The 15,161-nt window shown below is 73.9% G+C and carries 13 protein-coding genes; all 13 read left to right on the forward strand.

Annotation, left to right across the window (positions count from 1 at the left end):
* Window positions 1-89 precede the first annotated feature (89 nt).
* The 13 genes from ACFZBB_RS05320 to ACFZBB_RS05380 all read left to right on the forward strand — a co-directional run bounded on the left by ACFZBB_RS05320 (window position 90) and on the right by ACFZBB_RS05380 (window position 15,154).
* Window positions 90-1,250, forward strand: a complete 1,161-nt coding sequence (locus ACFZBB_RS05320; protein WP_391118011.1) for a beta-ketoacyl synthase N-terminal-like domain-containing protein — start codon at window positions 90-92, stop codon at window positions 1,248-1,250.
* A gap of 131 nt (window positions 1,251-1,381) precedes the next feature.
* Entirely contained in the window at window positions 1,382-3,013 is a 1,632-nt protein-coding gene (locus tag ACFZBB_RS05325) for a tryptophan 7-halogenase (RefSeq protein ID WP_391118013.1), read from the forward strand.
* 246 nt (window positions 3,014-3,259) lie between these two features.
* Window positions 3,260-4,762 carry an FAD-dependent monooxygenase gene (locus ACFZBB_RS05330; protein ID WP_391118479.1) on the forward strand — a complete coding sequence of 501 codons (1,503 nt, stop codon included), beginning with the start codon at window positions 3,260-3,262 and terminating at the stop codon, window positions 4,760-4,762.
* Window positions 4,763-4,863: 101 nt separating this feature from the next.
* Window positions 4,864-6,231, forward strand: coding sequence for an MFS transporter (locus ACFZBB_RS05335; protein WP_391118481.1), 1,368 nt, complete (start codon window positions 4,864-4,866; stop codon window positions 6,229-6,231).
* A gap of 259 nt (window positions 6,232-6,490) precedes the next feature.
* A complete protein-coding gene (locus tag ACFZBB_RS05340) occupies window positions 6,491-6,916 on the forward strand; it encodes a phosphopantetheine-binding protein (RefSeq protein WP_391118015.1) in 426 nt (141 codons plus the stop codon).
* Window positions 6,913-7,770, forward strand: a complete 858-nt coding sequence (locus tag ACFZBB_RS05345; RefSeq protein ID WP_391118017.1) for a 4'-phosphopantetheinyl transferase superfamily protein — start codon at window positions 6,913-6,915, stop codon at window positions 7,768-7,770. The genes ACFZBB_RS05340 and ACFZBB_RS05345 overlap by 4 nt, the downstream gene beginning before the upstream one ends.
* A 35-nt stretch (window positions 7,771-7,805) precedes the next feature.
* Complete coding sequence (locus ACFZBB_RS05350; RefSeq protein ID WP_355341348.1) at window positions 7,806-9,377, forward strand: acyl-CoA carboxylase subunit beta; 1,572 nt, start codon at window positions 7,806-7,808, stop codon at window positions 9,375-9,377.
* Between the two features lie 99 nt (window positions 9,378-9,476).
* Window positions 9,477-9,851: an acyl-CoA carboxylase epsilon subunit gene (locus ACFZBB_RS05355; protein WP_391118019.1), complete on the forward strand. Its 375-nt coding sequence runs from the start codon at window positions 9,477-9,479 to the stop codon at window positions 9,849-9,851.
* Window positions 9,852-10,079: 228 nt separating this feature from the next.
* Window positions 10,080-10,721, forward strand: coding sequence for a DUF6629 family protein (locus ACFZBB_RS05360; RefSeq protein WP_391118021.1), 642 nt, complete (start codon window positions 10,080-10,082; stop codon window positions 10,719-10,721).
* Window positions 10,722-10,748: 27 nt separating this feature from the next.
* Window positions 10,749-11,657, forward strand: coding sequence for a preprotein translocase subunit SecD (secD, locus tag ACFZBB_RS05365; RefSeq protein ID WP_391118023.1), 909 nt, complete (start codon window positions 10,749-10,751; stop codon window positions 11,655-11,657).
* 94 nt (window positions 11,658-11,751) lie between these two features.
* Complete coding sequence (gene tap / locus ACFZBB_RS05370; protein WP_391118025.1) at window positions 11,752-13,911, forward strand: telomere-associated protein Tap; 2,160 nt, start codon at window positions 11,752-11,754, stop codon at window positions 13,909-13,911.
* Window positions 13,912-13,920: 9 nt separating this feature from the next.
* Window positions 13,921-14,478, forward strand: coding sequence for a telomere-protecting terminal protein Tpg (gene tpg / locus ACFZBB_RS05375; protein ID WP_391118027.1), 558 nt, complete (start codon window positions 13,921-13,923; stop codon window positions 14,476-14,478).
* Between the two features lie 13 nt (window positions 14,479-14,491).
* Entirely contained in the window at window positions 14,492-15,154 is a 663-nt protein-coding gene (locus ACFZBB_RS05380) for a methyltransferase domain-containing protein (protein ID WP_391118029.1), read from the forward strand.
* The last annotated feature ends 7 nt before the right edge of the window (window positions 15,155-15,161 follow it).

Consider the following 15,161-nt stretch of genomic DNA (forward strand, 5'->3'; position numbering starts at 1 on the left):
ACGGCGATCGTGGAGCGGGCCCGACCGGCCCCGCCCGCCCGCCGCACCGGGCGGGTGCCCGGCGCGGCCGAGCTGCTGCGGAGGGTGCCGTGACCGGCGCTGTGGTGGTGACAGGTCTGGGCATCGTCTCGCCCGCGGGACTGGGCGCCCGTGACTACTGGGCGCAGGCGTGCGGGAGCAGGCACGGCGCCGGACGGCACGGCGAGGCCCGTACGGCGGGCGAACCCGCCTGGCCGACCGCCGCCCTCCTCGACCCCGCTCCGGGCGACCAACTGTGGGGCAGGCCCGCGCCGCAGGCCGACCGGATGGCCCGGCTCGCGCTGGCCGCCGCGGACTGGGCGCTGGCCGACGCGGGCATCCGCCCGCAGGACCTGCCCGACTTCGGCCCCGACGCGGTGACGGCCGTCACCGCCGCGGCTGCCGCCGCCGCGGCTCCCGGCGGGCGGTACAGCGAGGGCCGCAGGCCCGGCTTCGGCGCCCGTTTCCGGGCCGGCTCCGGCACCGGCGGACCGCGCGGCCAGGCCGGACGGCAGAGCGGCGCGTACCGCTCCTTCGCCTGGTTCTACGCCGTCAGCAGCGGCCAGATCTCGATCAGGGACGGCATGAAGGGCCTGGACGCCGTGGCGCACGCCCGGCGGCAGATCCGGCAGGGCGGACGGCTCATCGTCTCCGGCGGTGTGGACGCGCCGGTCTGCCCCGCCACCTGGAGCGCGCACACCCCGCCGCCCGCCGCCCGGCCCGGCGGCGGAGCGCTGCTGGTACTGGAGACCGCGCACGCGGCCCTGGCCCGCGGCGCCAAGATCTACGGCGAGGTCGCCGGATACGGCGCGACCTTCGACCCCGACCCGAGCGGCGGACGCGAACCGGGCCTGCGGCGCGCGGTGGAACTGGCCCTGTGCGACGCGGGAGCCGTCCCCGGCGAGGTGGACGCGGTGTTCGTCCCCGGCCTCGACGCGGCCGAATCGGCCGCCGTCACGGCGGTGTTCGGCGTGCACGCCGTACCCGTCACCGCGCCCCGCACGACGACCGGGCGCCGTTATCCGGGCACGGCCGCCCCGCTGGACCTGGCGGCAGCCCTGCTCGCGATGGAGGAGGGCCTGATCCCGCCGACCGCGGACGATCTGCCGTCCCCCGGCTACGACCTCAATCTGGTCCTGTCGCCGCGCACCGCGGAACTGCGCACCACGCTGGTGGTGGCCCGCGGCCACGGCGGCTTCAACTCCGCCGTCGTGCTGCGCACCCTGGACTGACCGCACCGCCCCGTAACAGCGCGGCGAGCAGCAGCACCGCACCGACCCCGTGACGTCCCCTCTCCCGCACCGGGAGCCGGGGACGTTTTCGCGTGCCCCGACACATTCCTACCCGGGAGGGACGAAGCAGCATGAACACAACCGCCCAACAGGCCCAGTCCAATGAGAAGTTCGATGTGGCGATCCTCGGCGCGGGTATGGCCGGCGGTCTGCTGGGCTCGGTGCTGGCCCGTAACGGGGTGAAGGTCCTGCTCATCGACGCGGGCGTGCACCCGCGCTTCGCGGTGGGGGAGTCCACCATCCCGTACACCTCGTCGATGACCCGGATCATCGCCGAGCGCTACCAGGTGCCCGAGATCGAGCCGCTGGCCAGCTTCAAGGGCATCCAGGAGAAGATCGCCCCGTCGTGCGGGCGCAAGCAGAACTTCGGCTTCGTCTACCACGTGGAAGGGCAGCCGCAGGACCCCGAGCAGATCAACCAGCTCGTGGTGCCCGAGTGGCAGCGCACCGAGACGCACCTGTTCCGGCAGGACGTGGACGCCTATCTGTTCAACCTCGCCGTGAAGTACGGCGCGGTACCCAAGGTCGCCACGAAGATCGCCGACATCGAGGTGTTCCCCGAGCACGGGGTGCTGCTCAGGTCCGACAAGGGCGAGGAATTCCACGCCAGTTACCTCATCGACGGCAGCGGCTTCCGGTCGCCGGTCGCGGAGAAGTTCGGGCTGCGCGAGACCCCCACCCGCGCCAGGGCGCACTCGCGCTCGCTGTTCACGCACATGGTCGGCGTCACACCGTTCGACGACGCGAAGGCGGCCCGCTCGCACAAGCAGCCCAGCCCCTGGCACAACGGCACCCTGCACCACGTCTTCGACGGCGGCTGGCTCTGGGTCATCCCGTTCGACAACCACGACGGCGCCCTCAACCCGCTGTGCAGCGTGGGCCTGCAACTGGACGAGCGCAAATTCCCCGCCGAGCCCGGCGTCTCCGCGCAGGAGCAGTTCGACCAGTTCCTTGAGCGGTACCCCGAGATCGCCGAGCAGTTCACCGACGCCACCGCCGTACGCCCGTGGGTGGCCACCGGCCGGCTCCAGTACTCCGCGACGCAGACCGTCGGCGAGCGCTACTGTCTGACCGCGCACGCCGCCGGATTCATCGACGCGCTGTACTCGCGCGGCCTGACCAACACCCTCGAGGTCGTCAACGCCCTCGCCTGGCGGCTGATCGAGGCGTCCAAGGACGGCGACTGGTCCGTCGAGCGGTTCGCGTACGTCGACAGCCTCCAGCAGGGCCTGTTCGACATCCACGACGACCTGGTCTACTGCTCCTTCGTCGGCTTCCGCGACTACGACCTGTGGAACGCGGTCATCCGGGTGTGGGAGTCGACCAGCATCCTGCCGACGGTCACCATCGACCGGGCGTACCGCACCTTCATGGCCGACCCCGAGCGCGACGAGCAGGTCTTCCGCGACCTGGAGAAGCGCGATGTGCCCGGACTCCCGGCCCCGGTCGGCCAGGACATATCGGAGCTGCTCGGCTTCACCCGCTCCATCTGCCAGCAGGTCGAGGCGGGCACGCTGGAGGCCAAGGCCGGCGCGGCCCAGCTCTTCGAGCGGTTGCGGACGTCCGAATTCCTGCCCGCGCCGTTCGAGTTGGGCTCGCCCGACAACAGGTGCTTCGAGGCCACGCCAGCGGTGATCCAGAGCGCCGTCGAATGGGCCGGTACGGACGCGCCCGCGCACATCGCGCAGCTCTTCGCGCGCTGAGCCCCCGCCGCACACAGGTCGTCGAGCGCCGCCGTACGCAGGGCCCCCCGCCGTACCCATCGCAGACGCACCGCACCCGTGACAGCGCCGCCGGACGCCTCCTGACGGGCCGTCCGGCGGCGCGTCCCTGCCCGTGGCCCCGTTCGCCGGAGGCAACTTCCTTTCAGACAGGAGTCAGACGTGGACGAGAAGGTGGACGAGAAGGTGGACGAGAGGGACAGCACGGACGCGGGCGGAGCCGCTGCCCTGGACACCGATGTGATCATCGTGGGGGCGGGGCCCACCGGGCTGATGCTCGCCGGTGAACTGCTGCTGGGCGGCGCCCGGGTGATCGTCGTGGAACGCCTGGACGAACCCACCGGGCAGTCGCGCGGCCTGGGCTTCACCGCCCGCGCCATGGAGGTGTTCGACCAGCGCGGGCTGCTGCCCGCCTTCGGCGGCCCCGACGGCACCCTGGAGATCTCCCCGGTCGGCCACTTCGGCGGCCTGGTCTTCGACTATACGGTGCTGGAGGGCGCGCACTTCGGCGCCCGCGGCATCCCGCAGTCGCTCACCGAGTCCGTCCTGGAGGCGTGGGCCGTGGGCCTGGGCGCCGACATCCGCCGCGGCTGGGAATTCCTCGAAGTCGCCGACGGGGAAGGGGCGGTGACCCTCACCGCGGGGACCGCGGCCGGCGTACGCCACCTGCGCGCCTCGTACCTCGTCGGCTGCGACGGCGGAAAGAGCGCGGTCCGCAAGGCCGTCGGCTTCGACTTCCCCGGCACCGACCCGACCCGCGGCATGTACCTCGCCGACGTGGTCGGCTGCGGGCTGCGCCCGCGGTTCCTCGGCGAGCGGCTGCCCGGCGGCATGATCATGGCCGCGCCGCTGGGCGAGAACGTCGACCGGGTCATCGTGGTCGAGAACGGCACGCCGCCGCCGGACCGGACCGAGGAGCCGACCTTCGCCGAAGTGGCAGGGGCCTGGCAGCGGATCACCGGCGAGGACATCAGCGCCGGTACCGCCGACTGGGTCGGCTCGTTCACCGACGCCAACCGGCTGGTCACCGAATACCGGCGCGGGCGCGTGCTGTTGGCGGGCGACGCCGCCCACATCCACCTGCCCGCCGGCGGCCAGGGCCTGAGCACCGGCGTGCAGGACGCGGCCAACCTCGGCTGGAAGCTGGCCGCGGTCGTCACCGGCTGGGCGCCCGAGGGTCTGCTCGACACCTACCACGCCGAGCGGCACCGGGTCGGTGAGCGGCTGATGATGAACACCGCCACCCAGGGCATGGTCTACGTCGGCGGTCCCGAAATGGACCCGATCCGCGAGATGTTCGCCGAGCTGATCGAGTACGACGAGGTCAAGCGGCACCTCGCGGGCACCGTCAGCGGCCTCGACATCCGCTACGACTTCGGTGCGAAGGACGACGACCACCCGCTGACCGGACGCCGGTTGACCCCGCTGAAGGTCGACACCGACGGCGGCGGCACCGACACCACGGAACTGCTGCACACGGCGCAGGGCGTGCTCGTCGACCTCGCCGACGCGGCGGCCGTGCGCGCGGTCGCCGCGCCCTGGAAGAGCCGCGTCCTGACCGTCAGCGGCACGGTCGCCGAGCCCGAGGGGCTGTCCGCACGGGAGTTGGCGGGGGCCACCGCGGTCCTGCTCCGGCCCGACGGACATGTCGCCTGGGTCTCGACGGGCGGTGAGGACGGCCTGGCCGAGGCGCTCCAGCGGTGGTTCGGCGCGCCCGACACGGACGCGTGAGTTCCAGCCTCCGACCGGAGGGCGCCGACCGTTCGAGGACCGGCGCCCTCCGCCAACCGAAGGGCGGAGCACGGCGGTCCGCGGGCGGGCCCTTCCGGTCGCTGGCCGTCCGCAACTTCCGGCTCTTCGCACTCGGCCAGGTCGTCTCGGCGGCCGGCACCTGGATGATGGTGGTCGCGCAGGACTGGGCGGTCCTCTCGCTCACCGACAACTCACCCACCGCGCTCGGCCTGGTGACGGCCCTTCAGTTCACCCCGGTCCTGCTGCTCGCGCTCTACGGCGGGCGGCTCGCCGACCGCTACGACAAGCGCGCGCTGCTCGTCGCCGCCAACCTGGTCTGCGGTGTGCTCGCCGCCCTGCTCGCGCCCCTGATGCTCACCGGCACGCTGCGGCTGTGGCATCTGTATCTGTTCGCCCTCGGCCTCGGCACCGCGAGCGCCGTGGAGATCCCCACCCGCATGTCGTTCGTGCGCGAGATGGTCGGCCCCGAACTGCTGCCCAACGCCTCGGCGTTGAGCGCGGCGTACTTCAACATCGCACGGGTGGCAGGGCCCGCATTCGGCGGCCTGCTCGTCGGCTGGCTCGGCACCGGACCCGTCGTCCTGCTCAACGCCGTCAGCTATCTGGCCACGGTCGTCGCGCTGCGGATGATGCGGCCCGCCGAACTGCACCGCGGGCCGCCGGGCGCCGCCCGCGCCCGCGTGATCGACGGCCTGCGCTACACCGCGAGCCGCCCCGACCTGCTGCTGCCGCTCGCCCTGGTCGCCGTCATCGGCCTGGCCGGGTTCAATTTCCAGCTCACGCTGCCGCTGGTGGCCAAGACGGTCTTCCACACCTCCGCGGCCTCCTTCGGACTGCTCACCACGGCGCTGGCGGCCGGATCACTGCTGGCGGCGCTGGTCACCACCTCGCGTACGACCAGGCCGAGCGGACGGCTGGTGACCGGCTCCGCGCTGGCCTTCGGCGCGGCCGAGACCGCGGCGGGCTGGGCGCCGAACTACCTGAGCGAGCTGCTGCTGCTCGCGGTCACCGGCTTCACCACGCTCTACTTCGCCCAGGCGGCCAACCACCGTATCCAGCTCGGCGCCGACCCCGCGTTCAGCGGGCGGGTGCTGGCCATCTACGCGCTCATCCTCCAGGGGACCACCCCGCTGGGGGCGCTGGCGGTCGGCTGGCTCACCGAGCACTGGGGCGCCAGATCCGGACTCTACGCGGGTGGCATCGTCTCGCTTGCCGCGGCGGCGGTCGCCGTGCTGCTTGACCGGCCCCGTCCGGGCCGAGGGGACGACGGCGACCGAGGGGACGGCGGCGATCGGGCGGACGGCGGCGATCGGGCGGACGGCGGCGATCGGGCGGACGGCGGTGCCCGGCTGGAGCGCGAGGGCGCCGGTGATCGGGAGGCCGAGCGCGCGGGGGAGACCGAGAGCCGGTCGCCCGAGACCCCGGCCGTCCCGACAACCGGCGGGTGACGCCGGCGCGCGGACGGTGCCCCGAGGCCCCCGCGCCCCTGCCCGTACGCGCCCCGTCCGTACCGCGCCCGTCCCCACGAGGGCCGCGGGCCCGGTCCCGGACGACCGCCGCGGGCCGATGCTCCGCCACCGCGCGGAGCGAACCGTGCCCCGCGGAGCCGTCCGCGCGGCACGTTCTCGAACCTGCCGGTGAACCGCCGCGCCACAGCGCAACGGCGGCGCCGGTCCGTGCACTACCGATGGAAGGCGGTATGCCGTGATGGAACAGACGGTCCCCCTGCACCTGAGGGGGCTTCCCGACCCGCACGTCCTGCGCGCCGCGGGCATCGACGTGCGGACCAGGATCATCGAGCGTTACATCTGCCGCCAGTTGGAGCCGTATCTTCATGTGCCCCCGGCCCACCGGATCAGCACCGACCGGTCGCTGCGCAGCCAGGGCGTCGACTCGATCACCGCGCTGGCGCTGCGCCGCAGGCTCGTCTCTGCGCTGGGCGTCGATGTCCCCGCCGCGGACCTGCTGCGGGACGACTCGGTCACCGAGGTGGCGGCGCTGCTGGCCGCGCTGGTGACCCCCGTCCCGCAGAGCGTCCCGCAGGCGGCCCCGGTCAGCGCCGCCGCCGGGGCCGTCTTCGACACCCCGGCGGAGAGGCCGCGGCTCACCGCAGCGGCGCGCACCGTGCGGTGAGCGGCGCGGTGGACCGTACGGGGGCCGCCACCGCACCGGCTCTGACCGTCGCGCCGGGCGACCTGCACATCTGGGTGCTGCCCCGGCCCTGGACGCACACCGACCCGGCGCCGCTGCCGGTCGGGGAACTGGACGACGACGAACGCGAGCGCGCCGCGGGCCTGCTGCGTACGGGCGACCGGGTGCGCTACCTCTCCGCCCACGTCGCCCTGCGCCGCCTGCTGTCGGCCTACACCGGCCTCCCGCCGCGGGCGCTGCGGCTCGGCCGGGACCGCTGCCCCTGCTGCGGCGGCCCGCACGGCCGCCCGGTGCTGCTCGACCGCCCGCGCGGTCCCGTACCCGACTGGCCGCACTTCTCGCTGTCGCACAGCCACCAGGTCGCGGTCGTCGCCTTCGCGGGCGCCACGGTCGGCGTGGACGTGCAGCGGGTGCCGCCGGCCAACGCCGTACGGCTGTGCCTGCCCGACCTGCACCCCGCGGAACAGGCGGAGTTGGCCGCTGTGCCCGGCCGCAGGAGGCCCGCGGCCTTCGCCCGGCTGTGGACCCGCAAGGAGGCGTATCTCAAGGGCCTCGGCACCGGACTGCGCCGCGACCTGGCCGCCGACTACCTCGGGACCGCGGCGGGCCGGCGCGGCGGCCCGCACCGCCCGTCCGGATGGTCCGTCACCGACGTGCCGGGACCGCCGGGCCACGCCACCGCGGCGGCCGTCCGCACCCCGCACCACTACCGCACCGTCGTCCGCACACTGACCGCCGACTGCCTCCACGCCGAGGACGCCACGAAGCTGATCGCCGATTCACGCACGCGGGTGCACCGCGTGCCGCAGGCCGCCGTCCGGCGGCCACAGGAGTGATCGACATGAACCCGAGCAAGGGAGGGTGGAGCGCCATGCCCAACGCGGAGTCTCCCGCCGAGGTCCCCGACCGGTTGCAGGAACTGAGCGACCTCAAGGAGCTGGCCCGGCAGGGCCCCGACCCCACGGCGACAGAACGCCAGCACGCCAAGGGCAAGCTGACCGCGAGGGAGCGGATCGACCTGCTCCTGGACAAGGGCAGCTTCACCGAGGTCGAGGCGCTGCGGCGGCACCGGGCCAGCGGCTTCGGCCTGGAGGGCAAGCGCCCGCACACCGACGGCGTGGTCACCGGCTGGGGCACCGTCGAGGGCCGTACCGTCTTCGTCTACGCCCACGACTTCCGGATGTTCGGCGGCGCGCTCGGCGAGGCGCACGCCGAGAAGATCCACAAGATCATGGACATGGCCATCGCGGCCGGCGCCCCGCTGGTCTCGCTCAACGACGGCGCGGGCGCCCGTATCCAGGAAGGCGTCTCCGCGCTCGCCGGGTACGGCGGGATCTTCCAGCGCAACACCAAGGCGTCGGGCGTGATCCCGCAGATCAGCGTGATGCTCGGCCCGTGCGCCGGAGGCGCCGCGTACTCCCCGGCCCTGACCGACTTCATCTTCGCCGTCCGCGGCATCTCGCAGATGTTCATCACCGGGCCCGACGTCGTGCAGGCCGTCACCGGCGAGGAGGTGACCCAGGACGCGCTCGGCGGCGCCGACGTGCACGCCAGCGTCTCCGGTGTCGCTCACTTCGCCTACGACGACGTGCACACCTGCCTCGCCGAGGTCCGCTACCTGCTGTCGCTGCTGCCGTCCAACAACCGCGAACTGCCCCCGGCCAGCCCCGGACAGGACCCGGTGGACCGGCCGGGCGACGCGCTGCTGGAGATCGTGCCGACCGACGGCAACCGCAGCTACGACATCAGGGACGTCATCGAGGAACTGGTCGACGACGGCGACTCGATGGAGGTGCACGCCGCCTGGGCGCCCAACATCGTCTGCGCGCTGGCCCGGCTCGACGGGCAGACCGTCGGCATCGTCGCCAACCAGCCGTCGGCGATGGCCGGGGTGCTGGACATCAAGGCGTCGGAGAAGGCCGCGCGCTTCGTGCAGTTCTGCGACGCCTTCAACATCCCGATCGTCACCCTGGTCGACGTCCCCGGCTTCCTGCCCGGCGTCGACCAGGAACACGACGGCATCATCCGGCGCGGCGCCAAACTGCTGTACGCCTACTGCAACGCGTCGGTGCCGCGGATCTCGGTGGTGCTGCGCAAGGCGTACGGCGGCGCGTACATCGTCATGGACTCGCAGTCGATCGGCGCCGACATCGCGCTGGCCTGGCCCAGCAACGAGATCGCCGTCATGGGCGCGGAGGGCGCGGCCAACGTCGTCTTCCGCCGCGAGATCGCCGCCGCCGAGGACCCCGAGGCGATGCGGATCCAGAAGATCGAGGAGTACCGCAGGGAACTCGTGCACCCTTATTACGCGGCCGAGCGCGGCCTGGTGGACGACGTCATCGACCCGCGCGACACGCGGTCGGTGCTGATCCGGTCGCTGTCCATGCTGCGGACGAAGGACGCGGACCTGCCGCGCCGCAAGCACGGCAACCCGCCGCAGTAGCCCGCCGTACTCCGCACAGCCCTTGACGGCGCGTCAGCGCAACCGCCCGCAACTCGTGCATTCCGTCCGGCAGTTCCGAGACCGAAGGGGACACCACCCATGCCCGCCGCCATCACCGCTCCCACCCCCGCCGCACCGCACATGGTGCGGGTCGGCACGCTGACCATCCCGGCGCAGCCGGGACCGCCCGCGCTGGAGACGATCAACGCCGCGCCCGCCGTGGTGCCGCTCGCCGCACCCGAGGCGGCTCCGGCGCCGACGACGCTGGTACGTGTCGAGCGCGGCACCGCGACACCCGAGGAGATCGCCGCGGTCACCGCCGTGCTGCTCGCCCGCGCCGCCACCGTTCGCGCGGCGGCCGACGCCGACCACGCGACGGCCGCCCGCCGCCGGGGCGCCGCCCGCTGGCGCGCGCACGGTTTCACCGGCCCGCGCGCCTGGACCGCCGGGACCCGGGATCTGCTCGCGAGTTGAGCGCGGGCGGTCCCGTACGAGTACCTGAGCACCCGATGCACCGAGCACCGTCAACGGCCCCACGCGCTTCGGCGCGTGGGGCCGTTTTTCGGCTTCTCCCCCGCGATTCCCGCCGGAGGTGATTTCCCCCGGCCGCGCGGCGGGGTCCCGCGGCCGGGAGAGGGCAGGCGTCGTAGCGTGACGGGGACGTACAACGGATCATCGGACCGCACGACGCGAGGGGACCTCATGTGCTGGAGCGCCACGGCCGATCTGGCGGCGGGCTCGGTGATCTGCGCCCTGGGCGTGACCTGCGTCGCGCGCGTACGCCGGGCGCGGGACCTGCCGCTGGCCGCGCTGCCGCTGGTGCTCGGCGCCCATCAGCTCATCGAGGCCGCGGTCTGGCACCGCGGAGGCGGCACCGGGCCCGCCACCCTCGCGTGGGCGATCATCGCGCTGCCGCTGCTGGCCGCCTATGTGCCGCTCGCCGTGCTGACCGCCGCGCCGCCGGGCGGCCGGCTGCGGCTGGCCGTACCGGTGTCGGCCGGACTCGCCACCGCCGTCGTGCTCGTCGCCTGCCTGATCGACCGGGCGCCCGTCGCCGACATCCGCGGCCACACCGTCGGCTACGCGGTGGACGTGCCCGCCGTACCGCTGGTCATCGCCGGATATCTGGTGGCCACCGTCGGCTCCCTGCTGCTCAGCGCGGACCGCCTGCTGCGGCTGCTCGGCGTCCTCACCGGGGTGGGGGCCGCGGTCTGCGCGGCGGTCTGGCGGACCGAATTCGTCTCCACCTGGTGCGCCTTCGCCGCCGTCGTCTCCGTCGTCCTCCTGCTGTGGGTACGGCGGCCGTCGACGGGACCGGCGCCGACCGCGCCCGTGCTGTCGTAGCGGCTGATCACACGTCAGAATGGGCGGATGCGTCCTCACCGTACGGTTCCCACGGTCGCCCTGACCGTCGTCCTGATCACGCTCGGCCCGGCTCTCGCCGCCTGCTCGTCGGGCTCGCCGTCCCCCGGCTCGCCCGGCGCCGCCCATTCCGGCCCTTCCGACCCCGGCGCCGTCGATCCCGACGCGGTCGACCCCAACAGCGGTGTGAAGCCGTCGGAGTCGACCGCCTCGGGCCGCACCGTCGCCACGTACACCGCCGCCTCGGCGATGAGCGCGGACCAACTCCAGGAGACGGTGCGGCGGCTCAAGGAACGCGCCGCCGCCTTCGGACTGACCGGCATCCGTATCGAACAGCGCGGCAACGTCATCACCGCCGACGCGCCCGGCGACAGCGGCGACCGGCTGCGGCAGCTGGCCGCGACCGCCGAGCTGGCCTTCCGGGCGGTCATGGGCGATCACGCGGAGGGGTCCGCCGAGATTCGGCAGCGCTTCGACGCCCTCACCTGCCCGGTCACCGGCACGCCCCCGCTGTCCAGGCCCAAGGAGCCGACCCCGGCCTGCGACGCCAAGACCGGCCAGAAGTACCTGCTCGGCCCGGTCGCGCTCGACGGCGAGGACGTCAAGAGCGCCAAGTCCGCGTACGAACCGAACTCCGGCCAGTGGATGGTGAATCTCAACTTCACCGAGCGGGGCGCGAAGACATTCGGCACGGTCACCGCGGCGCTGGCCCAGGAGACGCCGCCCGCCAACCAGTTCGCGATCCTGCTCGACGACGACCTGCTGTCCGCACCGGCCGTCCAGCAGGCCATCACCGGCGGCGCGGCGCAGATCTTCGGCGACTTCGACCGGCAGCGCGCGGAGGACCTGGCCGCCCTGATCGGCAGCGGCGCGCTGCCGGTACGGCTCACGGTGAGCGGGGTGACGCGGCAGCCGTAGCCGCTCGCCGCGCCGACATGATCGCCGGGCACTGTGTGTCCGGCGTGTGTTCGGGCGTGTGTTTGGCTAGGGTGACGGCCGGAGGTGGTCCGGGTTGTCCAATGAGCAGGGCGAGCTGTTCGCTTCGGTCGACGCGCTGCTCGAGCAGGTGGCCGCGCAGGACTCGCTGCCGGAACCCGCCGAGCGCAAGCGGCTGCGCGAGGCGGCCGGGATCAGCCAGGACCAGATCGCGAAGACACTCAAGGTGCGGCGCGAGACGGTCACCGCGTGGGAGTCCGGCCGCGCCGAGCCGAGGTCGCCGAAGCGGGCGGCGTACGTACGGCTGCTGGACGGTCTGGCGGCGCTGCATCCGGCGCCGCCGGCCGCCACGGCTCCTGAGCCGGCCCCGGAACCTGTGGCCGTACCGGAGCCCGCGCCGGTCGTCGTGGTGGCGCCGCCAACTCCCCGGTGCCCGGCCCCCGTTGACCCCGCACCCGAACCAGCAGCCGCACCCGCCCCCGCGCGCCGGCCCGCCCCGCCGCCGCGCCGCCCCGCCCCCGCCCGCCGCCCCCAGGCCCCTGCCTCCGTCCGTGCCCCCGAGCCCGGTGCCGATCCGCGGTTCGCCAACGGACCGCTGGCCGTGGTGGACGGCGACGGCAGCGCGTACTGCGTCGGCGGCCTCGTCCTGGAATGCCCGGCGGAGGACATTCCGTCGCTCGTGCAGTGGGCCCTCACCGACGCACGCCTCGGCGCGGCCCGGCTGCACCGCTCGGGCAAGGACGCCGACCCGCTGGTCGTCCTCACCGAGTCCGCCACCACCCGCTTCGGCCTCCCCGCGGAACTGGCCGACCGGCGCGGGCTGCGGCTGCCCGAGGACCACGAGGCCGTACGCCGCGTCGCCCGCGCGGGCTGGCAGCTCACCCGGCGCGGCTTCGGCCCCTGGGCACGCATCTACCGGCCCGCGCAGGCCGGACAGCGCCAGTGCGTACAGCTCGCGATCCTGCCCTGGGGCGCGCTGGACAGCCGGTCGTGGGGGAACGTGGACCAGGCGCCGCCCGCCGAAGTGGCCCGCGTCCTCGGCACGTACGCCACCCGCGTGATCACCCCGCGCGGCTCGACCGCCGTCTGCGGCCTCGAACTGATGACGAGCCTGCGCCCGCCGACCAGGGCCGTACGGGACGAGGCGAGCGGCGCGTGGGTGTCGGGGCAGGTGGCCGGCGCGCTCGGCGCGGCCGTCGACCCCGCGCCGCCCGAGGCCCCCGACGAGCACCCCGTCGCCGCCCGGCTCCATCCGCGCGGCCACCGGCGCACACCGGACCAGGTGCTGGACGAGGAGGCGTACGACTGGATCCGCGATCCGCAGCTCCTCGGCGACGACGAGTGCGCCCGGCCGTACGCGGTCGGCATCGACGTCAACATGGCTTTCGCCGCCGCCGCGAACCGCCTCACCGTCGGTCTCGGCGCCCCCGTCCACCGCACCGCCCCCGGCTTCGACAAGGCGCTGCCCGGCTGCTGGCTCGTCGACCTCTCCGGCATCGAACTCGACCCCCGGCTGCCGAGCCCCTTCACCCCCCAGGGCACCCGCCCCGAGGGACCCGCCTGGTACGCCACCCCGACCGTCGCCTACGCCGTCGAACTCGGCCACGACGTCAAGCCCGTCGAGGCGTACGTACGGCCGGAGACCGGCGCGTATCTGGACGCCTGGTACACCCGGCTGCGGGACGCGTACCTCGCCACGATGGGGCAGCTCGGCGTCACCGCGGGGATGGACGAGGCGGACTTCCTGGCCGCCATGGCCGTCCACAAGGACGCCGATCCGGGCCTGGCCGCCGTGCTGTCCGCCGTCAAGGCGACCGTCAAGGGCGGCATCGGCAAGCTCCGCGAGCGCCCGCAGGGCGCGGGCTACCGGCCTGGAGAGCGGTGGTCCGCGCTGGACCGCCCCACCTGGCGGCCCGACATCCGCGCGGCCGTGATCTCCTCCGCGCGGGTCAACATGCACCGCAAAATGCGGAAGTTCGCCGCCGTCGGGCTCTACCCGCTCGCCGTGCTGTCCGACTGCGCCGTCTACGCCTCGGACGGACCCTCGCCGCTGGACTTCCTGCCGCGCGCGCCGGAGGGCAAGCCGCTGCCCGGCGGATTCCGGCTCGGCGTCAGTCCCGGCATGGTCAAGCACGAAGGCACCCAGGACCTGATGTGGGCGGTCGAACTCCTCGACCAGGGCCACAACCCGGCCCGCCACATCAAGGGCACCGACGCCGCCGTCGACGGAGAGTAGGACCACAGCGTGGGCATCATCGGCGACAGCCTCGACAAGGCGACGGCCAACACCCAGACCCGGCCGATCCCCAAGTCCGCGCAGGCCCAGATGCGCTTCCTGGTCAAATACGCCAAGGGCTCCACCCGCGCCGTCGCCCAGCGCCTCGGCGTCACCCAGCGCACCGTCGAGCGCTACCTGAAGGGCACGCTCAAGCGGCCACGGCGCGAGCTCGCCGACCGCCTCGCCGCCGCCGTCCGGCAGGACTGGCAGCCCCGCGTCAAACAGCGCGCTCAGCGCCGCGCCGCCACCTCCGACGGCCTCGTCATCGAGACCCGCGCCCGCTTCGGCTTCACCGCCGCCCCCGGCTCCACCGACGACGGCCGCATGCGCCGGATCACCCAGCACCTCCCGCCCGCCTACGCCGCCCGGCTCTTCGACGCCCAGTCCTCCGGCGCCACCGAACAGCAACTCCAGGCCATCGCCGCCGAGGGCCTCCAGGAGGTCTACTTCAAGGACAGCGGCCGCCGCGCGGACGGGCTGCTGGTCGAGTTCACCGACATCGACTACGTGGAAATCGACTTCTGACGGGATCGCTCGTATGGGCGGACCGCACGCACATGGTGACGCCGAGGGGACCGGGCGCTGGGACGAGCTGTACGTCGACCGGCCGCCGTGGGAGATCGGCCGGCCGCAACCGGCGCTGCTCGGGCTCGCGCGCGAGGGGCTGATCCGGGGACGGGTGCTGGACGTCGGCTGCGGGACCGGCGAGCACGTGCTGATGTGCGCCGGGCTGGGTCTGGACGCGACCGGGGTGGACCTGGCGGACACCGCGCTGCGCGCCGCGGAGGCCAAGGCGCGCGAGCGCGGCGCCGCCGTGCGGTTCCTGCACCACGACGCGCGGCGGCTGCCGGAGCTGGGGGAGCGCTACGACACCGTGCTCGACTGCGGGCTGTTCCATCTGCTCGACCCGGCGGACCGGGCCGTTTTCACCAGTGGCGTGCGAGCCGTGCTGCGGCCCGGCGGCCGGTATTTCATGCTGTGCTTCAGCGACCGGGAGCCGCGTCAGCCCGGCACGGCCGGGCCGCACCGGCTGACGCGCGCCGACATCGAGGGCGCGTTCGCGCACGCCCTGCGGGTGGACTCGATCGAACCGGCCACGATCGAGATCACGCTGGACCCGGCCGGCGTCCGGGCCTGGCTCGTTGCGATGACGAGGCCCGCCGCGCAAGAGACCGGGCAAGAGGCGAGGCCCGAGGCGTAGAAAGGCC

Origin of the sequence: Streptomyces sp. NPDC008139, from assembly GCF_042957025.1 — a bacterium.
Lineage (GTDB): Bacteria > Actinomycetota > Actinomycetes > Streptomycetales > Streptomycetaceae > Actinacidiphila.

Coding starts and splice junctions, on each gene's coding strand:
- ACFZBB_RS05325 (WP_391118013.1), top strand. CDS start 1,382: ATGAACACAACCGCCCAACAGGCCCAGTCCAATGAGAAGTTCGATGTG.
- ACFZBB_RS05340 (WP_391118015.1), top strand. CDS start 6,491: ATGGAACAGACGGTCCCCCTGCACCTGAGGGGGCTTCCCGACCCGCAC.
- ACFZBB_RS05350 (WP_355341348.1), top strand. CDS start 7,806: ATGCCCAACGCGGAGTCTCCCGCCGAGGTCCCCGACCGGTTGCAGGAA.
- ACFZBB_RS05355 (WP_391118019.1), top strand. CDS start 9,477: ATGCCCGCCGCCATCACCGCTCCCACCCCCGCCGCACCGCACATGGTG.
- ACFZBB_RS05360 (WP_391118021.1), top strand. CDS start 10,080: ATGTGCTGGAGCGCCACGGCCGATCTGGCGGCGGGCTCGGTGATCTGC.
- secD (WP_391118023.1), top strand. CDS start 10,749: ATGCGTCCTCACCGTACGGTTCCCACGGTCGCCCTGACCGTCGTCCTG.
- ACFZBB_RS05380 (WP_391118029.1), top strand. CDS start 14,492: ATGGGCGGACCGCACGCACATGGTGACGCCGAGGGGACCGGGCGCTGG.